General features: G+C 72.2%; 18 protein-coding genes, 1 tRNA gene and 1 rRNA gene. 15 read left to right on the top strand and 5 right to left on the bottom strand.

Annotation, left to right across the window (positions count from 1 at the left end):
* The 3 genes from rrf to AB0D44_RS31095 all read left to right on the top strand — a co-directional run.
* A 5S ribosomal RNA gene (gene rrf / locus AB0D44_RS31105) occupies positions 1–93 on the top strand; the annotation flags it as partial.
* A 5-nt stretch (positions 94–98) separates the two neighbouring features.
* Positions 99–174, top strand: a tRNA-Thr gene (locus tag AB0D44_RS31100).
* A 269-nt stretch (positions 175–443) separates the two neighbouring features.
* The gene (locus AB0D44_RS31095) at positions 444–650 is read left to right on the top strand and encodes a hypothetical protein (RefSeq protein ID WP_362597186.1); all 207 of its coding nucleotides are present in this window, start codon (positions 444–446) and stop codon (positions 648–650) included.
* Positions 651–670: 20 nt separating this feature from the next.
* Here AB0D44_RS31095 and AB0D44_RS31090 read toward each other — a convergent pair whose 3' ends face one another.
* Positions 671–3,253, bottom strand: a complete 2,583-nt coding sequence (locus AB0D44_RS31090; protein ID WP_362597183.1) for a SpoIIE family protein phosphatase — start codon at positions 3,251–3,253, stop codon at positions 671–673.
* A 166-nt stretch (positions 3,254–3,419) separates the two neighbouring features.
* Here AB0D44_RS31090 and AB0D44_RS31085 point away from each other — a divergent pair, with 166 nt between their 5' ends.
* The 9 genes from AB0D44_RS31085 to AB0D44_RS31045 all read left to right on the top strand — a co-directional run bounded on the left by AB0D44_RS31085 (position 3,420) and on the right by AB0D44_RS31045 (position 17,697).
* A complete protein-coding gene (locus tag AB0D44_RS31085) occupies positions 3,420–8,942 on the top strand; it encodes a HAMP domain-containing protein (RefSeq protein WP_362597180.1) in 5,523 nt (1,840 codons plus the stop codon).
* Between the two features lie 274 nt (positions 8,943–9,216).
* Complete coding sequence (locus AB0D44_RS31080) at positions 9,217–9,897, top strand: response regulator (protein ID WP_362597177.1); 681 nt, start codon at positions 9,217–9,219, stop codon at positions 9,895–9,897.
* 127 nt (positions 9,898–10,024) lie between these two features.
* A complete protein-coding gene (locus tag AB0D44_RS31075; RefSeq protein WP_362597174.1) occupies positions 10,025–12,814 on the top strand; it encodes a DNA translocase FtsK in 2,790 nt (929 codons plus the stop codon).
* A 245-nt stretch (positions 12,815–13,059) separates the two neighbouring features.
* Positions 13,060–13,956, top strand: a complete 897-nt coding sequence (locus tag AB0D44_RS31070) for a RodZ domain-containing protein (protein WP_362597171.1) — start codon at positions 13,060–13,062, stop codon at positions 13,954–13,956.
* Between the two features lie 137 nt (positions 13,957–14,093).
* Entirely contained in the window at positions 14,094–15,590 is a 1,497-nt protein-coding gene (gene rimO / locus AB0D44_RS31065; protein ID WP_362597169.1) for a 30S ribosomal protein S12 methylthiotransferase RimO, read from the top strand.
* Positions 15,587–16,243, top strand: coding sequence for a CDP-diacylglycerol--glycerol-3-phosphate 3-phosphatidyltransferase (pgsA, locus tag AB0D44_RS31060; RefSeq protein WP_362597166.1), 657 nt, complete (start codon positions 15,587–15,589; stop codon positions 16,241–16,243). Before rimO ends, pgsA begins: the two co-directional genes overlap by 4 nt.
* Positions 16,244–16,305: 62 nt before the next feature.
* The gene (locus AB0D44_RS31055) at positions 16,306–16,815 is read left to right on the top strand and encodes a CinA family protein (protein ID WP_362597163.1); all 510 of its coding nucleotides are present in this window, start codon (positions 16,306–16,308) and stop codon (positions 16,813–16,815) included.
* Positions 16,816–16,924: 109 nt separating this feature from the next.
* Positions 16,925–17,305 (top strand): helix-turn-helix transcriptional regulator, encoded by a 381-nt coding sequence (locus AB0D44_RS31050; RefSeq protein ID WP_069922226.1) that lies wholly within the window; start codon positions 16,925–16,927, stop codon positions 17,303–17,305.
* Between the two features lie 143 nt (positions 17,306–17,448).
* Positions 17,449–17,697 carry a hypothetical protein gene (locus AB0D44_RS31045; RefSeq protein WP_362597161.1) on the top strand — a complete coding sequence of 83 codons (249 nt, stop codon included), beginning with the start codon at positions 17,449–17,451 and terminating at the stop codon, positions 17,695–17,697.
* Here the strand turns inward: AB0D44_RS31045 and AB0D44_RS31040 are convergent.
* The 3 genes from AB0D44_RS31040 to AB0D44_RS31030 are packed head-to-tail and all read right to left on the bottom strand — an operon-like array spanning position 17,645 to position 19,855.
* Positions 17,645–18,415 carry an SDR family NAD(P)-dependent oxidoreductase gene (locus AB0D44_RS31040; RefSeq protein WP_362597158.1) on the bottom strand — a complete coding sequence of 257 codons (771 nt, stop codon included), beginning with the start codon at positions 18,413–18,415 and terminating at the stop codon, positions 17,645–17,647. The genes AB0D44_RS31045 and AB0D44_RS31040 overlap by 53 nt on opposite strands.
* A 36-nt stretch (positions 18,416–18,451) precedes the next feature.
* Positions 18,452–19,246, bottom strand: a complete 795-nt coding sequence (locus AB0D44_RS31035) for a DNA-formamidopyrimidine glycosylase family protein (protein ID WP_362597155.1) — start codon at positions 19,244–19,246, stop codon at positions 18,452–18,454.
* Positions 19,247–19,282: 36 nt separating this feature from the next.
* Positions 19,283–19,855, bottom strand: a complete 573-nt coding sequence (locus AB0D44_RS31030) for a TetR family transcriptional regulator (RefSeq protein WP_362597152.1) — start codon at positions 19,853–19,855, stop codon at positions 19,283–19,285.
* Between the two features lie 124 nt (positions 19,856–19,979).
* Here AB0D44_RS31030 and AB0D44_RS31025 point away from each other — a divergent pair, with 124 nt between their 5' ends.
* Both AB0D44_RS31025 and AB0D44_RS31020 read left to right on the top strand, forming a co-directional pair.
* Positions 19,980–20,117 carry a hypothetical protein gene (locus tag AB0D44_RS31025; RefSeq protein WP_362597149.1) on the top strand — a complete coding sequence of 46 codons (138 nt, stop codon included), beginning with the start codon at positions 19,980–19,982 and terminating at the stop codon, positions 20,115–20,117.
* A complete protein-coding gene (locus AB0D44_RS31020; RefSeq protein WP_362597146.1) occupies positions 20,114–20,821 on the top strand; it encodes an NAD(P)-binding domain-containing protein in 708 nt (235 codons plus the stop codon). The genes AB0D44_RS31025 and AB0D44_RS31020 overlap by 4 nt, the downstream gene beginning before the upstream one ends.
* On the opposite strand, the gene AB0D44_RS31015 is transcribed toward AB0D44_RS31020, so the two are convergent.
* Positions 20,822–25,411 (bottom strand): ATP-dependent helicase, encoded by a 4,590-nt coding sequence (locus tag AB0D44_RS31015; protein WP_362597144.1) that lies wholly within the window; start codon positions 25,409–25,411, stop codon positions 20,822–20,824.
* A gap of 79 nt (positions 25,412–25,490) precedes the next feature.
* Between AB0D44_RS31015 and AB0D44_RS31010 the strand changes: the two genes are divergently transcribed.
* A complete protein-coding gene (locus AB0D44_RS31010; RefSeq protein WP_362597141.1) occupies positions 25,491–26,333 on the top strand; it encodes an AraC family transcriptional regulator in 843 nt (280 codons plus the stop codon).
* Positions 26,334–26,423: the final 90 nt, after the last annotated feature.

Genomic DNA, 26,423 nt, shown 5'->3' with positions numbered 1-26,423 from the left:
ACGCCCGGTTACATTCCGAACCCGGAAGCTAAGCCTTTCAGCGCCGATGGTACTGCAGGGGGGACCCTGTGGGAGAGTAGGACGCCGCCGAACAACCCGCCCTTTTAGCTCAGTCGGTAGAGCGTCTCCATGGTAAGGAGAAGGTCAACGGTTCGATTCCGTTAAAGGGCTCCAATGAGAAAGGCCCCCGCCTCGTGGCGGGGGCCTTTTTTGCGTTCTAGGGGGAACGGGGGCTGCTGTCAAGCCCCGACTTTCCGGGGCGTGACCAGGGGCGTGGCGCGGGGCGCAATGGGATCAGGGACGACGGAACGGGAGGCACACAGCCTTCTCGCCGCACCCGCACCCCGAGCCCTCGAGCTACGGAAGGACCCGCTCATGACCATCGCAAGGATTCGACGCCTCGCTCTGAGGATCGTGCAGGCCCTGGTGGAAGGGGACGTCGCATGAGCATCGCAGGGATCCGACGGCTCGTTTCGAAGGGCGTGCCGCCCGTGCCGGCCGATGCCGACGCCCGGTCCACGTCCACGCCCGTCCACCCGGTCACCGCAACGGAACAGGCCAGCGCCCAGGTCCGCAACGACAGGCTGCAGCCGGCCACCGAGATGGCCGCCCCGTCCTTCATGATCCTGTCGGCAAGGCCGCGCCGGTAAGGCGCAGGGACGCGGCGTCCTCAGTCGCCCTCGCGCTGCTGCGGGACGCGGAAGGCCAGGATGGCCATGTCGTCCGAGGCGGGTTCGGCTGCGAAGCGTTCCACCGCGCGCAGGACGCGGGAGGCGACCGCGCCCGCGGTCAGACCCGTGCAGGTGGTGAGGACCTCGGCCAAGCCGTCGTCGCCCAGCATGCGGGGGCCCTCGCGGCGCTCGGTCACGCCGTCGGTGACGCACAGCAGGACATCGCCCGGGTCGAGGGTCAGCGTCTGCTCGTAGAGATCGAGGTCGTCGATCACGCCCAGCAGGGGCTGGGGGTCGGCGGCCGGAACCACCTCGCCGTTCGGCCGCAGGCGCAGCGGGAGGGGGTGGCCGGCGCAGACGACCTTCATCAGGGCGCCGCCTTCGGGCTGGGGGTGCAGCTCGCCGTACAGGAGGGTGAGGAAGCGGCTGCGGGCGCCCTCGTCGAGGATCGCCGCGTTCAGGCGTTCGAGGACGGCGGGTCCGCCCAGGCCCTCGCGGGCCAGGAGGCGCAGGGCGTGGCGGGCCAGGCCGGTGACCGCGGCCGCCTCGGGGCCGGTACCGCAGACGTCGCCGATGGCGAAGCCGTACGCGCCGTCGCGGATCGGGAAGACGTCGTAGAAGTCGCCGCCCACCTCGTTGCCCTCGCCCGCCGCGCGGTAGATGACCTCGACCTCCATGCCGGGGATCGCGGGGGAGCCGGGCGGCAGCAGGCTGCGCTGGAGGGAGCGGCTGATGGCGGTGCGCTCGGAGTACAGACGGGCGTTGTCGAGGGCGAGGGCGGCCCGTCGGGAGAGGTCCTCGGCGAGTTCGAGGATCTCCTGGCGGAAGTGCTCCTCGCTGGGCTTGCCGAGGGTGAGCATGCCGATCACGCGGTTGCGGGCCATGAGCGGGAGGACGACGGTTTCGCCGCCGACCGCGAGGGCTGCCTCCGGCCAGGGGCGGGAGCTCGCTCCGCGGACGGGTTCGGGCGGGCTGACCCGGGAGAGCAGGGCCTTGAGGCCGTCAATGCGCTCCTCGTCCTCGTGCAGGACGTAGGAGAGGTAGGGGTCCGAGGACTGGTCGGCGATGGTGTAGACGGCGCACCAGGTCGCCAGGGTGGGGACGGTCATCTGGGCCATGAGGGCCAGGGTCTGGTCCCGGTCGAGGGTGCCGGCGAGCAGGTCGGAGGCCTCGACGAGGAAGGAGAGCGAGCCGCGGCGCAGGCGCTCGAGCTCGCCCAGGCGGGCGGACTCGACGGCCAGGGCGATGCGGTCGGCGGCGAACTGGAGGCGCAGGGCTTCTTCGTTGGAGTAGCGGCCGGGGACCTCTGCGGCGACGCCCAGGGAGCCCGTGAGCCGGCCTTCGACCTTGAGGGGGACGGTCACCACGGACCGCATGCCGGTGGACTCCAGGAGCGGGACGGCGCCGGGCACGGCGGCGAGGTCGTCGTGGACGGCGGGCATGCGGGCCGATCCGTACCGGTTGGTGCCGGCTTCGACGGGGACCCGGGCGAAGCGCTGGCGGGTGGAGGGCAGGCCGGTGGTGGCGCGGACCTCGAGCTCGGTTTCGTCGTCGGTGGCGAGCAGCAGGAAGGCGGCGTCGGCGTCGAGGAGGTCGCGGGCCCGTTCGACGGTGCGCTGGAGGAGGCCGTCGAGGTCGTCGGGGGCGGGCGAGCCGATGAAGACTTCGAAGGGGTCGGCGGCGCGGGGCTCGGTGAGCTGGCCGCCGTCGGCCGGGAGCCGTGCGGGGGTCTGCAGGAGGGCGCGCTCGTCGTCGTGGACGAGGAGGCAGACGATCGAGGGCTCGCCATGGGCGTCGCGTACCCGGAGGTGGGAGGCGTAAACGGGGATGACGCGGCCGTCGGAGCCGCGGATGCCGTAACTGCCCTCCCATCGGGACAGGGCCAGGGCCTCGGCGATGCCGGTGCCGGTGCCGGGGGTCTGCGGCCAGGCGGCGAGCTCGGCGAGCGGGCGGCCGACGGCCTTCTCGGCGGGGTAGCCGAAGACGTGCTCGGCGTCCTCGTTCCAGGCGGAGACGGCACCTGCGGAGTCGATCTGGAGGACGGCGACGCGGACCCTGCTGTCGGCGAGGGGGAGCAGCTGGTCGGGGACGACGGGGCCCGCGGAGCGGGTACCGACCGGACGGTCTGGGAGGTCGAGGCGGAACCACACGTGTTTGTGGGTGGCGGTGTACTCGACGCCCCAGCGGGTGGCAAGGGCCGCGCAGAGCATGAGGCCGCGGCCGTTCTCGCGGTCGGGGTCGGCGTACGGGCGCTCGCCGGGGTGCTGGAGCGGGAGCTCGCGCTCCGGGTAGCGGTCGGCGACCTCGACGCGCACGCCGTCCCCGGAGCGCAGGCACAGGACCTCGGCGCGGGTTCCGGCGTGGACCACGGCGTTGGTGACGAGCTCGCTGGTGAGCACCACGGCGTCGTCGACGATGTCCGCGAAGCCCCAGCCCTGCAGGGTGTCGCGGACGAACGCGCGGGCGGCGGCGACCGAGCGCCCGAGGGGATCGAAACTGGCAGCCGCCCGTGCCGTGATCACGAGTCTCCTTCGACGCGGTTGGACATCGAGTGCCAGGTTACTTACCTTCGCGGACGGCATGGTGCCGTCGTGGGGGATTCCACCCGCAGGGTACGGCGGGTGTGCGATGGTGCCGAAGTGTTATGGCCGGGTTCGGCCGGGGTGAAACACTGGGCAGGCTTGAAGAGCCGGGCAGGGACACTCGTAACCCGGTGGAACAGCGGTCGACCCTTTCGGGAGGGACACGGTGGAGTCTGGCGCAGCGGTGCGGCGTACGGGAACGCGGCCGAAAGGCGGGCGGTCCCGGCGCGGCGGCACGACCGAGGTCGATACCGCCGCTCTGAACCGGCTGCTCACGGCCCTGGTGTCGATGCGGGACGGGAACTTCCGCAAGCGGCTGACGGTATCCGGCGAGGGTGTGATGGCGGAGATCGCCGCCGTCTACAACGAGGTCGCCGACCGCAACCTGCACCTGACCGGGGAGCTGTCGCGGGTCCGCAGGATGGTGGGCCGCGAGGGCAAGCTGAGCGAACGGCTGGAAACCGGTGCCTGTGAGGGCTCCTGGGCGGCCGCGATCGACGCGTCGAACCAGCTGGTGGACGATCTGGCGCGGCCGGTGTCCGAGGTGGGCCGGGTGCTGTCGGCGGTGGCCGAGGGTGATCTGGACCAGCGGATGGATCTGCGGACGCAGGCCCCGGACGGGGTGGGGCATCCGCTGCGCGGGGAGTTCCTGAAGGTCGGGCGTACGGTCAACAACCTGGTCGACCAGCTGTCCGCGTTCACCGACGAGGTGACGCGCGTGGCGCTGGAGGTGGGTACCGAGGGCAAGCTGGGCGGTCAGGCCCAGGTGCGCGGAATGTCCGGTTCCTGGAAGGATCTGACCGACTCCGTCAACACGATGGCATACCGGCTCACCGCTCAGGTGCGTGATATCGCTCTCGTCACGACGGCGGTCGCGAAGGGCGATCTGTCGCGCAAGGTCACCGTGCACGTGGCCGGCGAGATGCTCCAGCTGAAGAACACCGTGAACACGATGGTGGACCAGCTGTCCTCCTTCTCCTCCGAGGTGACCCGCGTCGCCCGTGAGGTGGGTACGGAGGGTGAGCTGGGCGGTCAGGCGAAGGTGCCCGGAGTCGCCGGTGTGTGGAAGGACCTGACCGATTCCGTCAACACCATGGCCGGCAATCTGACGGCCCAGGTGCGCGGGATCGCGCAGGTGACGACGGCGGTCGCGAACGGTGACCTGTCGCAGAAGGTGCGGGTGAGCGCGCGCGGTGAGGTCGCGCAGCTGGCCGAAACGATCAATCAGATGACGGAGACCCTGCGGACCTTTGCGGACGAGGTCACGCGCGTGGCCAGCGAGGTCGGGGCCAAGGGCCTCCTCGGCGGCCAGGCGCAGGTGCCGGGGGCGGCGGGGACCTGGAAGGACCTCACGGATTCGGTGAACACGGTCTTCCGCAACCTGACCACGCAGGTGCGGGACATCGCGCAGGTGACGACCGCCGTGGCCAACGGCGACCTGTCGCAGAAGGTCACGGTCAACGTGGCCGGCGAGATGCTGGAGTTGAAGAACACCGTCAACACGATGGTGGACCAGCTCCAGTCCTTCGGTGCGGAAGTGACGCGTGTGGCCCGTGAGGTCGGCGTCGAGGGTGAGCTGGGCGGTCAGGCGCAGGTGCCGGGGGCGGCGGGGACCTGGAAGGACCTCACCGATTCGGTGAACACGGCCTTCCGCAACCTCACCGGTCAGGTCCGCAACATCGCGCAGGTGACGACGGCGGTGGCCAACGGCGACCTGTCGCAGAAGGTCACCGTGGACGTCTCCGGCGAGATGCTCCAGCTGAAGAACACCGTGAACACGATGGTCGACCAGCTGTCGTCCTTCGCCGACCAGGTCACGCGGATGGCGCGGGACGTGGGTACCGAGGGCCGACTCGGCGGCCAGGCCCGGGTCGAGGGGGTCTCCGGTACCTGGAAGGAACTCACCGACTCCGTCAACTTCATGGCCGGCAACCTGACCTCGCAGGTGCGCCAGATCGCCCAGGTGACCACGGCGGTGGCGCGCGGCGACCTGTCGCAGAAGATCGACGTGGACGCCCGGGGCGAGATCCTGGAGCTGAAGAACACCATCAACACGATGGTCGACCAGCTGTCGGCGTTTGCGGAGCAGGTGACCCGGGTGGCCCGCGACGTGGGTACCGAGGGCCGGCTCGGCGGCCAGGCGCAGGTGCCCGGGGTGGCGGGCGTGTGGCGTGACCTGACGGACTCGGTGAACGGCATGGCCGGGAACCTGACCTCGCAGGTGCGCAACATCGCGCAGGTCGCGACGGCGGTGGCGCGCGGTGACCTGTCGCAGAAGATCGACGTGGACGCCCGGGGCGAGATCCTGGAGCTGAAGAACACCCTCAACACGATGGTCGACCAGCTCTCGAACTTCGCGGAGCAGGTGACCCGGGTGGCCCGCGAGGTGGGGACCGAGGGCATTCTCGGCGGGCAGGCGGAGGTGAAGGGCGTCTCCGGCACCTGGAAGGACCTGACCCAGTCCGTCAACTTCATGGCGAACAACCTGACGTCGCAGGTGCGCAACATCGCCGAGGTGACCACCGCGGTGGCCATGGGCGACCTCTCGAAGAAGATCACCGTCGACGCGAAGGGCGAGATCCTCGAACTCGTCACCACCGTCAACACGATGGTGGACCAGCTGTCGTCGTTCGCGGAGCAGGTGACGCGGGTGGCGCGCGAGGTGGGTACCGAGGGCATCCTCGGCGGCCAGGCGCGGGTGCGCGGGGTGACCGGCATCTGGAAGGACCTCAGCGACAACGTCAACACCATGGCCGGGAACCTGACGGCGCAGGTGCGCGGGATCGCGCAGGTCTCGGCGGCGGTGGCCAACGGCGACCTGACGAAGAAGGTCACCGTGGAGGCGCGCGGCGAGGTCGCGCAGCTCGCCGACACCGTCAACACGATGGTGAAGACCCTGTCGTCCTTCGCCGACGAGGTCACGCGCGTGGCCCGTGAGGTGGGTACGGAGGGCCGCCTGGGCGGTCAGGCGCACGTACCGGGCGTCTCGGGGACGTGGAAGGACCTCACCGACTCGGTGAACTTCATGGCCTCCAACCTCACCGGTCAGGTGCGGCAGATCGCCATGGTCACGACCGCCATCGCCAAGGGCGACATGACCAAGAAGATCGACATCGACGCGCGCGGCGAGATCCTGGAGCTCAAGACCACCATCAACACGATGGTCGACCAGCTGTCCTCGTTCGCCGACCAGGTGACGCGGGTGGCCCGCGAGGTGGGCACGGAGGGCATCCTGGGCGGCCAGGCGCGGGTCCGGGACGTCGACGGCACCTGGCGGGACCTGACCGAGTCCGTGAACGAGATGGCCGGTAACCTCACCCGGCAGGTGCGCGCGATCGCGGCCGTGGCCACCGCGGTGACCCGCGGCGACCTCAGCCTGAAGGTCGACGTGGACGCTGCGGGCGAGATCCAGGTCCTCCAGGACAACATCAACACGATGATCGTCAACCTGCGCGACACCACCTTGGCCAACAAGGAGCAGGACTGGCTCAAGGGCAACCTGGCGCGGATCTCCGCGCTGATGCAGGGCCGCCGGGAGCTCGACGACGTGGCCTCGCTGATCATGAGCGAGCTGACCCCGGTGGTCTCCGCGCAGCACGGTGCCTTCTTCCTGGCCCTGCCGGCCGGCGGCACCAACGAGATCGGTACGGAGGGCGGTACGGACGGCTCGTACGAGCTGCGGATGCGCGGGAGTTACGCGTACGCCGGAGGCCAGATGCCGACCTCCTTCCGGCCGGGGGAGGGGCTGATCGGGACGGTCGCCGAGGAGAAGCGGACGATCCTGGTCGAGAACACCCCGCCCGGCTACCTGAAGATCTCCTCGGGGCTCGGCGAGGCGCCGCCCGCGCACGTGATCGTGCTGCCGGTGCTCTTCGAGGGGAAGGTGCTCGGCGTCATCGAGCTGGCGTCCTTCACCCCGTTCACGCAGATCCAGAAGGACTTCCTCAGCCAGATCGCCGAGATGATCGGTACGAGCGTCAACACCATCAGCGTCAACTCCAAGACGGAGATGCTGCTGAAGCAGTCGCAGGAGATGACCGAGCAGCTGCGCGAGCGCTCCGACGAGCTGGAGAACCGGCAGAAGGCCCTCCAGGCCGCCAACGCCGAACTGGAGGAGAAGGCGGAGCTGCTGGCCCAGCAGAACCGGGACATCGAGGTGAAGAACACCGAGATCGAGGAGGCCCGGCAGGTCCTGGAGGAGCGCGCCGAGCAGCTCGCGGTGTCGATGCGCTACAAGTCCGAGTTCCTCGCGAACATGTCGCACGAGCTGCGCACCCCGCTCAACTCGCTGCTGATCCTGGCCAAGCTGCTCGCCGACAACGCGGACGAGAACCTGTCGGGCAAGCAGGTGGAGTTCGCCGAGACCATCCACGGCGCCGGTTCGGACCTGCTCCAGCTGATCAACGACATCCTCGACCTGTCGAAGGTCGAGGCGGGGAAGATGGACGTCTCGCCGACGCGGATCGCACTGGTCCAGCTCGTGGACTACGTGGAGGCCACCTTCCGGCCGCTGACGGCGGAGAAGGGGCTCGACTTCTCGGTGCGGGTCTCCCCGGAGCTGCCGGCCACCTTGCACACCGACGAGCAGCGGCTGCTCCAGGTGCTGCGCAACCTGCTGTCCAACGCGGTGAAGTTCACCGACACCGGGGCGGTGGAGCTGGTGATCCGTCCGGCCGGGGCCGATGTGCCGGCGGCGATCCGCGAGCAGCTGCTGGAGGCCGGATCGCTGCGGGAGGCCGACGCGGACCTGATCGCGTTCTCGGTGACCGACACCGGGATCGGGATCGCCGCGAGCAAGATGCTGGTGATCTTCGAGGCGTTCAAGCAGGCCGACGGGACGACCAGCCGCAAGTACGGGGGCACGGGCCTGGGCCTGTCCATCAGCCGGGAGATCGCCCGGCTGCTGGGCGGAGAGATCCACGCGGCCAGCGAGCCCGGCCGCGGCTCCACCTTCACGCTGTACCTGCCGCTGCACCCGAGCGAGCTGCCCCCGCAGGGGTACGCGCCGCCCACGCCCGGCGGCAGCCGCGGCGAGCTCTACCGCAGGCCCGCCGAGGAGGCGCGGCCCGCGCTGCCCGCGGCCCCGGTGGCGTCCGCTCCGGCGCAGTCCGCTGGGGGCCGGGCGGAGCGCCAGGGGCTGCCGGGCGCCGAGCCGGGCCAGGGCGGGGCCGCGCTGTTCCGGCGCCGGCGCAAGGCGCTGAGCGACCTGGAGCCCCGTACGGCGGTGCCCGGGCAGCCGGGTGCGACGGGGGCCGAGGACGGCTGGGGCAGCGCTGAAGAGGCGCTTCCGGTCGCGCCGCGGACGTACGACTTCCACGGCGAGAAGGTGCTCATCGTGGACGACGACGTGCGCAACGTCTTCGCGCTGACCAGCGTGCTGGAGCAGCACGGGCTGGCGGTGCTGTACGCGGAGAACGGCCGGGAGGGCATCGAGGTCCTGGAGCAGCACGACGACGTGACGGTCGTGCTGATGGACATCATGATGCCGGAGATGGACGGGTACGCGACGACGTCGGCGATCCGGCGGATGCCGCAGTTCGCGGGGCTGCCGATCATCGCGCTGACGGCGAAGGCGATGAAGGGGGACCGGGAGAAGGCGATCGACTCCGGTGCTTCCGACTACGTCACCAAGCCGGTCGACCCCGACTACCTGCTGTCGGTGATGGAGCAGTGGATGCGCGGGAAGTGATCACCGGGCGAGCGGGCTCAGGACAATTGCCGACGGACTGTGCCCGAACCGGTGTGGGAGGGCCCAGGACGGGGAACCTTCTGCTCCCCCACTACGTTTCTGCTTCGTGCACAGTGACATCTTGGTGACAGGGTGTGGCGATCTCGGGACTGGGGCTACGATGACCGGCACAAGGACGGACGGCGCAAGGATGCCGTCCTCTGGGGCGGGGCCCGGCGCACAGGCCGGAGCCCGGAGCCGGGGAGGCCCCATGCCGGGGCGAGGAGGACAGGGCATGGTGCAGAAGGCCAAGATCCTCCTGGTCGACGACCGGCCGGAGAATCTGCTGGCGCTGGAGGCCATCCTCTCCGCGCTCGATCAGACACTGGTCCGGGCGTCGTCGGGGGAGGAAGCGCTCAAAGCGCTGCTGACGGACGATTTCGCGGTCATCCTGCTGGACGTGCAGATGCCGGGAATGGACGGATTCGAAACGGCCGCGCACATCAAGCGGCGGGAGCGGACCCGGGACATCCCGATCATCTTCCTCACCGCGATCAACCACGGTCCGCACCACACCTTCCGCGGGTACGCGGCCGGCGCGGTGGACTACATCTCCAAGCCCTTCGACCCGTGGGTGCTGCGGGCCAAGGTCTCGGTGTTCGTCGAGCTGTATACGAAGAACTGCCAGCTGCGCGAGCAGGCGGCGCTGCTGCGGCTCCAGCTGGAGGGCGGCGGTGCGGACGGCGTGGACGCCGGAAAGGAGACGGCCGGCCTGCTGGCCGAGCTCTCCGCACGCCTCGCCGCGGTCGAGGAGCAGGCCGAGGCGTTGACCAAGCAGCTCGGCGAGGATTCGGCCGAGGCGGCGGTGGTGGCGACCGCCGCCCATCTGGAGCGCAAGCTGACCGGGCTGCGGCGGGCGCTGGACGCCCTGGAACCGGGGGCCGGCGGGGGAGCCGTACTGCCGGTACAGGGCTGAGAGGAGCCCCGCCTGGTGGTGCGTCAGGTCTGGTGGTGCGTCAAAGCGCCTCCGGAACGGGCGACACGAACGGGTGAAGGGGTGGGCACGCGTGTCCACTGCCGTGGTCACCGGTAATCTCGGGCCCATGGCCTCACGTACGTCCGGCAAGGGTTCCCCGAGCAGTGCGGGCACCGCGAAGGGCCGCACCGGCCGTACCCCGGCGCCGGCGAAGAAGGCGGCTGCCGCGCGCAAGCCCCCCGCGAAGAAGGCCGTGGCCGCCCGGCGCGCCCCGGTCAAGAAGGTCGCGCCGAAGCCCGCCCCGTCGCCGACCGGGGGTGTCGTGCGGCTGGTGCGCGCCCTGTGGCTCGGCTGCGCGCACGCGGTGGGCGCCGTGTTCCGCGGGATCGGCCAGGGCGCGAAGAACCTCGATCCGGCGCACCGCAAGGACGGCCTCGCGCTGCTCCTGCTCGCCCTCGCGCTGATCGTCGCCGCCGGAACCTGGTCGAACCTGACCGGTCCCGTCGGGGACCTGGTCACGATGCTGGTCACCGGTGCCTTCGGACGACTGGATCTGCTCGTGCCGATCCTGCTCGGCGTCATGGCGGTACGTTTCATCCGCCATCCCGAGCAGACCGACGCCAACGGCCGCATCGGCATCGGGCTCTCCGCCCTGGCCATCGGCGTGCTGGGGCTGGTCCACATCGCCTGCGGGGCGCCGGGCCGGGACGAGGGCACCACCGCCATGCAGAACGCGGGCGGTCTCATCGGCTGGGGTGCCTCCAAGCCGCTGATCTTCACCATGGGCGCGCCGCTGGCCGTGCCCATGCTGGTGCTCCTGACGGTCTTCGGGCTGCTCGTGGTCACCGCGACCCCGGTCAACGCGATCCCGGAGCGGCTGCGGCGGCTCGGGATCCGGCTCGGGATCATCGCGCCGAACGCGTACGACGAGGGCTACGGCGAGCGCGAGGGCGCCGGCGACCGGCACGATCCGGAGCGCTGGCGGGCCCGTGCCGGGGCCGGGCAGGACCCCGCCGACCCGGCGGACGCCGCCGAGGAGGAGGCCCTCGCCCGGCGGCGCAGGCCGCGGCGGTCCACGCCCCGGCCGGCCATGGACCGGGAGATGGACGCCGTCGACGTGGCCGCGGCGGCCGCCGCCGCCCTGGACGGGGTGGTCTATGGCGGACTGCCGCCCTCCCCGCTGGTCGCCGACCTCACCCAGGGGATCTCCGTCGAGCGCGAGGGCGTGGAGAGCACCGCTCCGGTGCCCCCTGCCCGCGAGGAGCGTCCCGTACCGCGCCCGGCGGCGCCGGCCGCTGCGGCGGCCGGAGGCGAGGCGGCGGGCGGTCCGCACGACACCACCGCAGCCGCCTCCGGGACGCTGGCGGTACCGGACCTGACCAAGGCCCCGCCGCAGACCCAGGCCCTGCCCCCGCGCGCCGAGCAGCTCCAGCTGCGCGGGGACATCACCTACGCGCTGCCCTCGCTGGACCTCCTCGAGCGCGGCGGGCCGGGCAAGACCCGCAGCGCCGCCAACGACGCGGTGGTCGCCTCGCTGACGAACGTGTTCACCGAGTTCAAGGTCGACGCGCAGGTCACCGGTTTCACCCGCGGTCCGACGGTCACCCGCTACGAGGTGACGCTCGGCGCGGCGGTGAAGGTCGAGCGGATCACGGCGCTGGCCAAGAACATCGCGTACGCCGTGGCCTCGCCCGACGTGCGGATCATCAGCCCGATCCCGGGCAAGTCCGCCGTCGGCATCGAGATCCCCAACACCGACCGCGAGATGGTCAACCTGGGCGACGTCCTGCGGCTGGCGGACGCGGCCGAGGACGACCACCCGATGCTGGTCGCGCTGGGCAAGGACGTCGAGGGCGGCTACGTCATGGCCAACCTCGCGAAGATGCCGCACGTGCTGGTCGCCGGCGCCACCGGTTCCGGAAAGTCCTCCTGCATCAACTGCCTGATCACCTCGATCATGGTCCGGGCGACCCCCGAGGACGTCCGGATGGTGCTGGTGGACCCCAAGCGGGTGGAGCTGACGGCGTACGAGGGCATCCCGCACCTGATCACGCCGATCATCACCAACCCCAAGCGGGCCGCGGAGGCGCTCCAGTGGGTCGTGCGCGAGATGGACCTGCGCTACGACGACCTGGCCGCCTTCGGATTCCGGCACATCGACGACTTCAACCAGGCCATCCGGGACGGCAAGATCACACTGCCGCCGGGCAGCGAGCGCGAGCTCAGCCCGTACCCGTACCTGCTGGTGATCGTCGACGAGCTCGCCGACCTGATGATGGTGGCCCCGCGGGACGTGGAGGACTCGATCGTCCGCATCACGCAGCTGGCCCGAGCGGCCGGCATCCACCTGGTGCTGGCGACCCAGCGGCCCTCCGTGGACGTGGTCACCGGCCTGATCAAGGCGAACGTGCCCTCGCGCCTGGCCTTCGCCACCTCCTCGCTCGCCGACAGCCGGGTCATCCTGGACCAGCCGGGCGCCGAGAAGCTGATCGGCAAGGGCGACGGGCTGTTCCTGCCGATGGGCGCGAACAAGCCGGTCCGGCTCCAGGGAGCCTTCGTCACCGAGGACGAGATCGCCGGGATCGTCCAGCACTGCAAGGACCAGATGGCGCCCGTCTTCCGGGACGACGTCACGGTCGGGCAGAAGCAGAAGAAGGAGATCGACGAGGAGATCGGCGACGACCTGGACCTGCTGTGCCAGGCGGCCGAGCTGGTCGTCTCCACGCAGTTCGGCTCCACGTCGATGCTCCAGCGCAAGCTGCGGGTGGGCTTCGCCAAGGCCGGCCGACTCATGGACCTCATGGAGTCGCGCGGCATCGTCGGACCGAGCGAGGGCTCCAAGGCCCGTGACGTGCTGCTGAAGGCCGACGAGCTGGACGCGGTCCTCGCCGTCATCCGCGGGGAGACCCCGGCATGAGGCCGCCGGACCACAGGGAATTACCCGGGATATCGCGGGCAACCGTTTCCCCTGGGCTCGCGTCCAGTTGAAGGGAGGAGGCGGCACCGCGCAGGCATCGCGCACGGCGCAGAGCCGCCGCACCGGGCGGAACCCTCCTCGCCATTCGGATGGCGTAGGAAGTGCACCCTCCGGTTGCTCCACCCTTTCGTCACCCCCCTAGACTGGACATCCAGCAGGTGGCTACACGCTCGAAAGGCGCCCTCGTGTCCATCGGCAACGCCAACTCCCCCGAAGAAGAGCGGCCTTCGACCGACGACCGGTCCGAGGACCGCATCGTCGAACACTCCGTCGAAGGACCGTCCATCGGGACGGCTCTCAAGAAGGCCCGGATCGCCGCCGGGCTCACCGTCGACGAGGTCAGCTCCAGCACCCGCGTGCGCATCCCGATCGTGCACGCGATCGAAGAGGACGACTTCACGCGCTGCGGCGGCGACGTCTACGCCCGCGGCCACATCCGTACGCTCGCCCGCGCCGTGCACCTCGATCCGGTACCCCTGGTCGAGAGCTACGACGCGGCCCACGGCGGCCGGCCGGCACCCACCCCCGCCGCGCCGATGTTCGAGGCCGAGCGCCTCCGCCCCGAGCGGCAGCGGCCCAACTGGACCGCCGCCATGGTCGCCGCCATCGTCGCCGTGATCGGCTTCGTGGGCTTCACCGCCTTCAGCGGCGGCGACGACAACGCCAAGAAGCCGGTGGCGGAAGGTTCCGCCGCCCCCAAGCCGGCTCCCAAGCAGAGCGGCGGCAAGCCGGCCGCACAGCCCCAGCAGACGCCGCCGGCGCCCAAGCCGGAGCCCACCGACAGCGCGATCGCCGCCGCGCCCAAGGACCTCGTCACGGTCGTCCTGACGGCCGACACCGGCGAGAGCTGGATCTCGGCCAAGGACCACAACGGCCGGCTGCTGTTCGACGGCACCCTGTCCCAGGGCGAGTCCAAGACCTTCACGGACAAGGAGTCCGTCGACCTCGTGCTCGGCGACGCCGGGGCCGTGAAGCTCTTCGTGAACGGCAAGGAGATCAAGGACGACTTCCAGCCGGGCCAGGTGGAACGTCTCACATACACCAGGGAAGACCCCCTCCAGGAACAGCCCCAGGCGGGCTGACCCGAGGCCGCCCTAGGGCGGAACGCTTTGATCCGGATCCCCGGGGCGCTGTGCGGTACCTGCCGCAGGCCCCGGGGATCTTGTCGTGAGGGGGCGTGGGGCGGGGGCCGGCGCCGGGACGAAGTAGTCTTGAGTCCATGCCCGAACGCCGTACCGTCGCCCTTGTCACTCTTGGCTGCGCCCGTAACGAGGTGGACTCGGAGGAGCTCGCAGGCCGCTTGGCGGCGGATGGCTGGGAGCTCGTCGAGGACGCCGCCGATGCGGACGTCGCCGTCGTCAACACCTGCGGATTCGTCGAAGCCGCCAAAAAGGACTCCGTAGACGCCCTGCTCGAAGCCAATGATCTGAAGGACCACGGCAAGACGCAGGCCGTCGTCGCCGTCGGCTGTATGGCCGAGCGCTACGGCAAGGAACTCGCCGAAGCGCTCCCCGAGGCGGACGGCGTGCTCGGCTTCGACGACTACGCCGACATCTCCGACCGTCTTCAGACCATCCTCAACGGCGGCATCCACGCCTCCCACACCCCGCGCGACCGGCGCAAGCTGCTGCCGATCAGCCCGGCGCAGCGCCAGGACGCCGAGGTCGCGCTCCCGGGCCACGCCCAGGAGCCGGTCTCCGAGGCCCCCGCCGACCTGCCCGAGGGGCTCGCGCCCGCCTCCGGGCCGCGCGCGCCCCTGCGCCGCCGCCTCGACAAGAGCCCCGTGGCCTCGGTCAAGCTGGCCTCGGGCTGCGACCGGCGCTGCTCCTTCTGCGCCATCCCCTCGTTCCGCGGCTCGTTCATCTCCCGCCGCCCCAGCGACGTGCTGGGCGAGACCCGCTGGCTCGCCGAGCAGGGCGTCAAGGAGATCATGCTGGTCTCCGAGAACAACACCTCTTACGGCAAGGACCTCGGCGACATCCGCCTGCTGGAGACCCTGCTGCCGGAGCTGGCCGAGGTCGACGGCATCGAGCGCGTCCGCGTCAGCTACCTCCAGCCGGCCGAGATGCGGCCCGGTCTGATCGACGTCCTGACCTCGACCCCCAAGGTCGTGCCGTACTTCGACCTGTCCTTCCAGCACTCGGCCCCCGACGTGCTGCGCGCCATGCGCCGCTTCGGGGACACCGACCGGTTCCTGGAGCTGCTGGACACCATCCGTGGCAAGGCCCCGCAGGCCGGCGTCCGGTCCAACTTCATCGTCGGCTTCCCCGGCGAGAAGGAGTCGGACTTCGCCGAGCTGGAGCGTTTCCTCACCCATGCGCGCCTCGATGCCATCGGCGTCTTCGGCTACTCCGACGAGGACGGCACCGAGGCCGTCACGTACGAGAACAAGCTGGACGAGGACACGATCGCCGAGCGGCTCGCCCACATGCAGCGGCTCGCCGAGGAGCTCACCTCGCAGCGCGCGGAGGAGCGGATCGGAGAGACGCTGGAGGTACTCGTCGAGACGGTCGTCCCGCTCGACGAGGCGGAGGACGGCGAGGGCGCCTACGGGCGCGCCGCCCACCAGGCCCCGGAAACCGACGGGCAGGTCGTCTTCACGGACGGCGCCGGCCTGGTCCCCGGGCGTATCGTCACGGCGAAGGTGGTCGGCACCCTGGGTGTGGACCTGGTGGCCGAGCCCCTGGGCACGGATCTCGAGGAGGCGGCCGGATGACCGGAGTCCCGGCATCTGCGGCGGGCGGGACCGGCCGCCGGCCGGCGCCCGGCGCGAAGCTGGGAACCGCCGCGGTCAATCAGGCCAGCCTGTGGAACATCGCCAACATCCTGACGATGATCCGGCTCGTGCTGGTGCCGGGCTTCGTCTTCCTGCTGCTCGCCGAGGGCGGCTACGACCCGGCCTGGCGGGCCTGGGCGTGGGCGGCGTTCGCCGTCGCCATGATCACGGACATCTTCGACGGGCACCTGGCCCGGACGTACAACCTGGTCACGGACTTCGGCAAGATCGCCGACCCCATCGCCGACAAGGCGATCATGGGGTCGGCTCTGGTCTGCCTGTCCTGGCTCGGCGACCTGCCGTGGTGGGTGACCGGGGTGATCCTCGGGCGCGAGCTCGGGATCACGCTCCTGCGGTTCTGGGTGATCCGCTACGGAGTGATTCCGGCCAGCCGGGGCGGCAAGCTGAAGACCCTGGCGCAGGGCACGGCCGTGGGCATGTACGTGCTCGCGCTGACCGGCCCGCTGGCGACCTTGCGCTTCTGGGTGATGGCCCTCGCCGTCGTGCTGACGGTGGTCACCGGACTGGACTACATCCGGCAGGCCGTCGTCCTGCGCCGCAGGGGGCTGGCCGCGGAGCGGGCCGCGCGGTGACGGACACGACGGGGGGCTCTGCGGAGGCGGTGGACGCGTCCGGGGCGGCTGGAGCGACTGGAGTGGCCGGGGTGGCTGCGCAGGTGTTGCGGCTGCTCGCGGAGCGTGACCAGACCCTCGCCGTCGCCGAATCCCTGACCGGCGGCATGGTGGCCGCGGAGCTCACCGCGGTTCCGGGGGCCTCGCGCTCCTTCCGCGGCTCGGTGACGGCGTACGCGACGGAGCTCAAGCACCGGGTCCTCGGGGTGGACGCCGGCCTGCTGGCGGCGCAGGGCGCGGTGAACGCGCAGGTCGCCGCGGAGATGGCCGCGGGGGTGCGGGGAGTGATGGGCGCTTCGTGGGGGATCGCGACCACCGGGGTGGCCGGCCCCGACCCGCAGGACGGGCAGCCGGTGGGCACGGTTTTCGTCGCCGTGGAGGGCCCGGAGGTCAGGAAAACGGCCCGGCTGAGGTTGAACGGCTCCCGGGCGGAAATCCGTAGGGAGAGTGCACGGACAGTGCTCGAACTTCTCTCAAGCCAACTCCGTGAGAATGCGCGGGGGCAGGATACGGAACAGAACGGGGGGATTTGATGTTTGCAGCCCTGAGTGAACACGACATCGCTCCCCGCACGGCCGCGGCGCGAGGCGGTACGGTGGGGCGTGAAGGATGCGGCTACACGGTCAGAGGAGGGAGCCACCGATGATTCTGCTCCGTCGCCTGCTGGGTGACGTGCTGCGTCGGCAGCGCCAGCGCCAGGGCCGTACTCTGCGCGAAGTCTCCTCGTCGGCCCGAGTTTCGCTCGGCTATCTCTCCGAGGTGGAGCGGGGGCAGAAGGAGGCATCCTCCGAGCTGCTCTCCGCGATCTGCGACGCGTTGGACGTACGGATGTCCGAGCTGATGCGCGAAGTCAGCGATGAACTGTCGCTGGCCGAGCTGGCACAGTCGGCCGCGGCAAGCGAACCGGTGAGCGTACCGGTCCGCCCGATGCTCAATTCGGTCTCCATGGCCTCGGTCACGGCCGGACCGGAGCGGGTGACCATCAAGGCGCCTGCGGAAGCGGTGAATGTCGTAGCCGCGTGAGCGAGTACGTGAGCGTATGAGTGTGGCCGGAGCCCCGGCCGGTGCGTCAGGCACCGGACGGGGCTCCCGGCCGTTCTGGGTGCGGGTCCGGGACGGGTGCGGGACGATGGTGCGGTCCGGGCTCCGGCCCCTGGGAGGTAGCCGTGCGGCCGTTACTGACAGCCCTCGCGTTGGCGGTGGGGGTGCTGTGGTGGTGGGCCGTGCTCCGGCTGGCCCTGGCGCCCGCGGAGTCCGGGCCCGTGGAGGGTGCGGTGGCCGTGGGGGGCTGGGGGCTGGGGTTGCTGCCCGTCCACTGCGTTCCCGACCCGGTGCGCCGCAGGACCGCGGGGGCCGCGGAGGCTACCAGGGCATCGACACTCCGCCGTTCGGGCGCAGGATCTGGCCCGTCGTGAAGGACGAGGCGTCCGAGGCCAGGTAGAGCACGGCCTGGGCGATGTCCTCGGGCTCGCCGACCCGGCGCAGCGGTGACATGCGGACCATCGCCGCCTCGGTCCGCTCCTGGACCTCGGCGCCGTGCCGGCCGGTCATGGGGGTGCGGATCCAGCCCGGGGCGACGGCGTTGACGCGGATGCCGTGCGGGCCGGCCTCGGTGGCGAGCGTCTTGGTCAGCTGGACGACGGCGGCCTTGGCCGCGCTGTAGCACAGCAGGCCCGGCTGGGCGGCGTCCACGGCCCCCGAGGCCATCGTGACGATCGAGCCGGGGCGACCCGCTGCGATCATGGAGCGGGCGGCTTCCTGGCAGGTGCGCAGGACCCCCTTGAAGTTGATGTCCCAGATCCGGTCGAGGTCCTCGTCAGCGGTCTCCAGGACACTGCTGGTGTGCATGACCCCGGCGATCGCCGCAGCGATGTCGAGCGGGCCGGCGGCGGTGACGGCGGCGCGCAGGGCGGTCCGGTCGGTCACGTCGAGGGCGTGGACGGTCGCGGCGCCGCCGGCCTTGGCCACGAGGGCGGCCGTCTCGGCGAGGCCCTGTCCGTCGCGGTCCGCGCAGTGCACGTGGGCGCCGGCCCCGGCGAGGAGGAGGGCGGTGGCGCGGCCTATGCCGCTCGCCGCGCCGGTGATCAGGGCGGTGCGGCCGGTGAGGTCGTACGAGGCTGTGGGTGTGGGCATGCCGGGACCGTACGAGCGGATCTGACGGGTCGTCAACTAGCCGGTCGGGCCCGATTGGCAGCGGGGGCACCAGTAGGTGGGGCGGTCGTCCTGGGGTGCCTCGCGGATCGGGGTGCCGCAGCGCAGGCAGGGGCGGTGCTTGCGGCCGTACACGAAGAGGTCCTGGCCGGGGCGGCGGCTGCCGGTGGTGTTGCGGGGGCCCGGCCGGTCGCCGGTGTTCGCGGCGAGGAGGCGGTGGGCCGCGGCGGCCAGGCGGGGCAGGACGGCGTCGGGGAGGGCGCCGACCGGGGTCCACGGGGTGACGCCGGCCAGGAAGCAGAGCTCGGCCTTGTAGATGTTGCCGATCCCGGCGAGGTTGCGCTGGTCGAGCAGGGCCTCGCCGAGGGGGCGCTCGGGGGCGGCGAGGAGGTTGGCGGCGGCCCGGTCCGGATCCCAGTCGGGGCCGAGGAGGTCGGGGCCGAGGTGTCCCACGGCCTGGTCCTCGTCGGCGGTGCGGATCAGTTCCAGGACGGGGAGGCGGTAGCCGACGGCGGTGTGGTCGGCGGTGCCGAGGATCGCCCGGATCTCGTGGACGGGGCCGCCGCGCCACTTCGCGCCCGCGGGGAAGACGTGCCAGGCACCGTCCATGCGCAGGTGACTGTGCAGGGTGAGGCCGCCCTCGAACCGGGCGAGGAGGTGCTTTCCGCGCGGGGTGACGTCGAGCGTGGTGCGGCCGGTGAGGTCTGCCGTGGCGAAGCGGGGGACGCGCAGGTCGCTGCGGGTGAGGGGCTTGCCGGCGAGGGCGGTGTGCAGGCGGCTCGCCGCGCGCCGGACGCTGTCTCCTTCGGGCATGCCGCCATTGTCCCGCCGGGACGGGGGCGGGGGGCTTCAGGAGCCGGTCAGCCCCAGGGCCTGGCGCAGGACGAGCAGGACCTCGGTGCGGGTCGGCGGGGTCGGGGCGGTCATCGCGTGCAGGCACAGGCCGGTCATCAGCGGGGGGATGGTCGCAGCGATGGCGGGGCCGACGATCGGGGTCATCGCGGCGGTGCTCGCCTGGGCGGGGCGGCTCGCGCTCTCGCGCAGTTCGGGGCGGCGCAGGGCGGCGACGTGGAGCTCGTACTCGACCACGGCCCGGGTGCGCCCCTCGCCGAGGCAGCTCAGCACGCTGTCCGCCAGGGCTTCCGCGATCCGCTCCGGGGTGGCCGTGGCCAGGTCTTCGGCCCATTGGCTGACGAAGCCCGCGAACCGGTCGGAGGCCCGTTCCAGGGCGGCGCGGATCAGTGCCTCGCGGTCGGCGAAGTGGTAGGTCGTCGAGCTGAGGGACACGTCCGCCCGCTCGGCGATGGCCCGGTGCGTCAGTCCTTCCAGCCCCCGCTCGGCGATGAGCTCCTCGGCCACTTCGGCGATCCGCTCCCGCCGGTTCGGGTCGTGTCGGCGGGTCCTGCGGGCTTTCTCGGTCACGGCGGTCAGGCTCCTTCCCGGGTGCGGTTCACTCTCGCACAAGTCTATTGGTACGGACGTCCGTACTGATGTTACGGTGGACGGGTTGTTCGCAGTCGCCCGGGGGGACCGAAGGAGACAGAAGATGACACCAGCGCACCCCCTGAACCCGGCGGACGTCACCGTCCCCCACGAGGCGCACGACGGCGCCCGCCGCCTCTCCACCGAAGCCTTCGGCTGGACCGTGGACGTGGACCTGGGCGAGAACGGAGCCTGCGCATGAGGATCGCCGTCCTCGGCACCGGCGGCGGTGGCCGCGCCCACGCCGCCCGGCTCGTGGAACTCGGCCACGAGGTGGTCGTCGGCACGCGCGACTCGGAGGCCACGCTCGGGCGGACCGAGCCCGACTTCATGGGCATCGAACCCTTCGGGCAGTGGCTCGCCGACTACCCCGGCATCGACGTCATGAACTTCGCCGGCGCCGCGGACGGCGCCGACTTCGTCATCAACGGCATCGACGGGGCCAACGCCGTACGGGTCCTGAGCGGCATCGGCGAGCACCTGGCCGGCAAGACCGTCATGGACTACGCCGTTCCGTACATCTACAACCCGGAGCGGGCCCACCCGTGGCCCACCCCCTGGGGCGTCATGCCGGCCCTCGACCCGGTGGACTGCGACAGCCTCGGCGAACGCATCCAGCGGGCCCTGCCCCGGGCCCACGTGGTCAAGGCGGGCGTCACTCAGGAGCAGGAGACCGTCGTGAACCCGCAGGGCGTCGGCGGCGGCGAGCACACGATGTTCATCGCGGGCGAGGACGAGGGAGCCAAACAGCAGGTCACCGAGGTGCTGAGGGCCTACGGCTGGCAGGACGTGCTCGACCTCGGCCCGATCGTCTCCTCCCGCGGCATGGAGATGTACGCCCACATGCACAGCGCGATCCAGTTCGCACTCGGCGGCGCGCGCTTCGGGATGAAGGTGATCCGCTGATCAGTGCCGCAGCCGCAGCCCCCTCGGGGTGGCGTGGAAACCCGCCCCCTCGAGGGCCCGGCCCAGCGGCGAAGTCAGCGACGGGGAGACGTTGATGCGCTCCACCGTCAACGCCGGCAGGGTGCCCGCACGCGAAGCGGCCGCCAGGGCGCCGACGGCTGCCTCCAGACGCGGATCGCCGGGCTCCGCCCAGGCCAGCAGGGTCTTGCCGCCGCGCTCCAGGTACAGGACGAGCTCGCCGTCGACCAGGACCACCAGCGAGCCCGCCTTGCGGCCCGGCTTGTGCGTGGCCCCGGCAGGCGGCTCCGGCCAGGGCAGCGCCGCCCCGTACGCGTTCGCCGGATCGGCCGCGGCCAGGACCACCGCCGCCAGCGGGGGCGGGGTCCGCTCGGCGGCCCGCAGCCGGTCCACCGCCCCGTCCATGGCGAACTGGGCCGCGCCCAGCCCCTCGACCACGTAGCCCCGGCGGGCCTGGCCGCTGTCCTCGAAGGCCGACAGGACGCGGTAGACCGCGCTGAAGCCGCCCTCCACCCCCTCCGCGGCGACCGCGCCCCGGGTCACCACCCCGTGCCGGTCCAGCAGGGTCCGGGCGAGGGCGTGGGCCCGGTGGGTCGGATCGGGGGCCTGGGACGGCAGAAGGGACCAGCGGCCCGACACCGTCGGCGGACCCGTGCGGGACACGGAGGCGCTGAGCGTGCCGTACCGGCCGCGCGGGACCGTACGCCGCGCCCGGTGAGCGGTCGAGCCGGCCGTGCGGCCCGAGCCGAGCAGGGACCGCAGCGGGCTCAGGCTGTCGTTGGTCAGCCGCCCCGACCAGGCCAGGTCCCACACCGCCTCGGAGAGCGCGAGGTCGGACGCCTCGGGGAACGCGGCCCGCACCGACTCGGCGATCTGGCGGAAGAACAGGCCGTATCCGCCCGAGAGGGAATCCAGCACAGCCTGGTGGACGGGGCCGAGCTCCAGCGGGTGGGGCGGGGGCAGGAGCAGCGGAGCCGCGTCCGCCAGGTACAGGGAGATCCAGCCGTCCTTGCCCGGCAGGGCTCCGGCGCCCGCCCAGACCACCTCGCCCGCCGTGGTCAGCTCGTCCAGCAGGCCGGGGGTGTAGCCGCTGACCCGCGACGGCAGGATCAGCCGTTCCAGCGCCGAGGCCGGGACCGGGGCGCCCTGCAGCTGCTCCACGGCCCGGGCCAGGCCGTCGATGCCGCGCAGGGCGCCGCCCAGGTGCTGCCACTGCGGCAGGAAGGTGGCCAGCGAGGCCGGGGGGACCGGTTCCAGCTCCTGGCGCAGCGCGGCCAGGGAACGGCGGCGGAGCCTGCGCAACACCGTCGCGTCGCACCATTCCCGGCCGATGCCCGCCGGATGGAACTCGCCCTCGACGACCCTTCCGGCCGCCGCCAGCCGGTGCAGGGCGCCCTCGGTCACTGCCGGGCCCAGACCGAAGCGGGCGGCGACGGCAGCCGTGGTGAACGGCCCGTGCGTGCGGGCGTACCGGGCCAGAAGATCGCCCAGGGGGTCCTTGACCGGCTCGGTGAAGGCCTCCGGGACGCCGACCGGCAGCGCCGTGCCCAGCGCGTCGCGCAGCCGGCCCGCGTCCTCGATCGCCGCCCAGTGGTCCGCGCCGCCGATCCGGACCCGGATGGCCCGGCGCGCCGAGGCCAGCTCCGGCGCCCAGCCGGGCTCCGCCCCGCGCTCGGCCAGCTCGGCCCCGGTCAGCGGCCCCAGCAGGCGCAGCAGGTCGGCCACCGACTCGACGTCCTTGGCCCGCCGGTCCTCGGTGAGCCACTGCAGCTCCCCCTCCAGCTCCTCCAGCACCTGCGCGTCGAGCAGTTCGCGCAGCTCCGCCTGGCCCAGCAGCTCCGCCAGCAGACGGGAGTCCAGCGACAGCGCCGCCGCTCTGCGCTCGGCGAGGGGCGAGTCGCCCTCGTAGAGGAACTGGGCGACGTAACCGAACAGGAGGGAACGCGCGAACGGCGAGGGCTCGGGCGTGGTCACCTCGACCAGGCGGACCCGGCGGGCCTCGATGTCGGCCATCAGCTCCGTCAGGCCGGGCACGTCGAAGACGTCCTGGAGGCATTCGCGTACGGCTTCCAGCACGATCGGGAACGAGCCGAACTCCGAGGCCACCTGGAGCAGTTGCGAAGCGCGCTGGCGCTGCTGCCACAGCGGGGTGCGCTTGCCGGGACTGCGCCGCGGCAGCAGCAGGGCGCGGGCCGCGCACTCGCGGAACCGGGAGGCGAAGAGCGCCGAGCCGCCGACCTGATCGGTCACCAGCTGGTTGACGTCACCGTGGTCGAAGGCGACATCGGCCGCGCCGAGCGGAGCCTGTTCGTCGTCGAACTCGAAGGGCGCCGGGGCGGCGGGGTCGTGGTCCAGCAGGTCCATGGACAGCAGGTCGGCGTCCGGCAGGCGCAGCACGATCCCGTCGTCGGCGTGCATGACCTGCGCGTCCATGCCGTACTTCTCGGCGAGACGGGCGCCCAGCGCCAGCGCCCACGGGGCGTGCACCTGGGCACCGAAGGGGGAGTGCACGACGACCCGCCAGTCGCCGAGCTCGTCGCGGAACCGCTCGACGACGATGGTCCGGTCGTCCGGCACATGACCGCACGCCTCGCGCTGTTCGGAGAGGTACGCCATGACGTTCTCCGCCGCCCACGCGTCCAGACCGGCCGCCAGCAGCCGCAGCCGGGCGTCTTCGTCGCCCAGCCCGCCGAGCTCGCGCAGGAACGCGCCGACCGCGCGGCCCAGTTCGAGCGGGCGGCCCAGCTGGTCGCCCTTCCAGAACGGAAGCCGGCCCGGCACCCCGGGCGCCGGGGTCACCAGGACCCGGTCGCGGGTGATGTCCTCGATCCGCCACGAAGTGGTGCCGAGGGTGAACACGTCCCCGACGCGGGACTCGTAGACCATCTCCTCGTCGAGCTCCCCGACCCGGCCGCCGCCCTTCTTGGGGTCCGATCCGGCGAGGAAGACCCCGAAGAGACCGCGGTCGGGAATGGTGCCGCCGGAGGTCACCGCGAGGCGCTGGGCGCCGGGGCGGCCGGTGATCGTACCCGCCACCCGGTCCCACACCACCCTCGGTCTGAGCTCGGCGAACGCGTCCGACGGGTAGCGGCCCGCGAGCATGTCCAGCACCGCGGTGAACGCCGACTCGGGAAGCGCGGCGAACGGAGCCGCCCGGCGGACCAGCGCCAGGAGGTCGTCCAGCTGCCAGGTGTCCATCGCGACCATCGCGACCAGCTGCTGCGCCAGGACGTCCAGGGGATTCGACGGGATGCGCAGGGACTCGATGGAGCCGGTGCGCATCCGCTCGGTGACCACGGCCGCCTGCACCAGGTCGCCCCGGTACTTGGGGAAGACCACACCGGTGGAGACCGCGCCCACCTGGTGCCCGGCGCGGCCCACCCGCTGGAGCCCGGAGGCCACCGACGGCGGCGACTCCACCTGCACCACCAGGTCCACCGCGCCCATGTCGATGCCCAGCTCCAGGCTGGAGGTGGCGACCACGGCGGGCAGCCGGCCCGCCTTCAGGTCCTCCTCCACCAGGGCCCGCTGCTCCTTGGACACCGACCCGTGATGCGCCCGCGCCAGCAGCGGCGGGGCGCCCTGGGCGGCGCCCGACTGGGCCATGACCTCCGCCGGAGGGGCGCCCTCCGGGAGCGCCTCGCCCATGGCGCGCTCGTACGCGATCTCGTTCAGCCGGTTGCACAGCCGCTCGGCGAGGCGGCGGGAGTTGGCGAACACGATCGTGGAGCGGTGCGCCTGCACCAGGTCCGCGATCCGCTCCTCCACATGCGGCCAGATGGAGGGCTTGTCCCCGCCCTCCCGGCCCTCGGTGGCGGGAGAGCCGCCCAACTCGCCCATGTCCTGCACGGGGACGACCACCGACAGGTCGAACTCCTTGTCCGACGGCGGCTGCACGATCTCCACCCGGCCGCGCGGCGCGAGGTACCGGGCCACCTCGTCCACCGGCCGCACCGTCGCCGACAGCCCGATCCGGCGCGCGGGACGCGGCAGCAGCTCGTCCAGCCGCTCCAGGGACAGGGCCAGGTGCGCGCCGCGCTTCGTCCCGGCCACCGCGTGCACCTCGTCCAGGATCACGGTCTCGATCCCGGCGAGGGCCTCCCGGGCGGCCGAGGTCAGCATCAGGAACAGCGACTCGGGCGTGGTGATGAGGATGTCGGGCGGGCGGGTGACCAGCGCCCGGCGCTCGGCGGGCGGGGTGTCGCCCGAGCGGATCCCCACCCGGATCTCGGGCTCGGGCAGGCCCAGGCGCACGGACTCCTGGCGGATCCCGGTCAGCGGGCTGCGCAGGTTCCGCTCCACGTCCACGGCCAGGGCCTTCAGCGGCGACACGTACAGCACGCGGCACCGCTTCCTCGCCTCGGCAGGCGGCGGGGTGGAGGCGAGCCTGTCGAGGGCCGCGAGGAAGGCCGCCAGCGTCTTGCCGGAGCCGGTGGGCGCCACGACCAGCACGTCGGAGCCCTGCCCGATCGCCCGCCAGGCGCCTTCCTGCGCGGAGGTGGGCGTGACGAAGGCCCCCGTGAACCAGGAGCGGGTCGCGGGGGAGAACGAGGCGAGCGCGGAGCCGGACATGCCCCCATCGTGCACCCCGGCACTGACAACGGGCCGGACCTGCAGGGACAGCCCCTCCGGCCGGGCGCAGAATGGGGTGATGGGGACGGACGAGGGGCGCCGGGAATGGGCCCGGCACTGGCAGTACCCGCAGCTGCCCGGGCTGGACCTGCTGCGCGCCCACTACGTCCGCCACACCTTCCCGCGCCACGCCCACGACGGGTACGTCATCGCGGCCGTCACCGGCGGAATCGAGGAGATCGGCCTTCCCGGCGGCACCGTGCGGGCCGGGCCGGGCAGCGTGGTCCTGATCAACCCCGAGGTGGCGCACACCGCGCGGGCCGGCGTGCCCGAGGGCTGGGCATACGCCACCCTCTACCCCTCCCGCGACCTGATCTCCGAGGTCGCCGCGGAGATCGGCATGCTGCGCGGGACCCCCGGCTTCACCGCCGACATGGTCGCCGACGCGCAGGGCTCCCGGGCGATCGCCGAGGTCCACCGGGCCGCCGAGGCCGGGAACGCGCTGGCCGCCGACACGCTGCTGCGGGGGGTGGTGGCGCGCATGCTCAGCCGCCACGCCGGCCCGCTGCCGGCCCGTACGCCCCGCCGCGCGGGAAGCGCCGACGCCGAGCGGGCACGGGCCGTCCTGGAGGACCGGATGGCCGGCCCGCCGTCCCTGGAACAGCTCGCGGCCGAGCTGGGGACGAGCCCGTTCGCCCTGTTGAGGGCCTTCCGCGAGCGGTACGGGATGCCGCCGCACACCTGGCTGACCGACGCCCGCGTCCGCCGGGCGCGCCGGCTGCTCGATGCGGGGACCCCGCCCGCCGAGGCGGCCGTCGCCGTCGGCTTCACCGACCAGCCGCACCTGAACCGGCACTTCACCCGCATCGTCGGGGTACCGCCGGGCGCCTACCGGCGGGAGCGGTCCGCGGGCTGGTTCTAGGGGGTGTCTGACGGAGGTCCGTGGTGAAGGAGCGGTGTCCGGTGCGTGCTCTCGGCGTGCCGGCCGGATGCCCCCGTACTGGACGTACTT

It is taken from the genome of Streptomyces sp. NPDC048349 (assembly GCF_040651925.1).
GTDB lineage: Bacteria > Actinomycetota > Actinomycetes > Streptomycetales > Streptomycetaceae > Streptomyces.
Note: the sequence above shows the minus strand (reverse complement) of the source record. Positions and strands in the feature narration are given on the sequence as shown.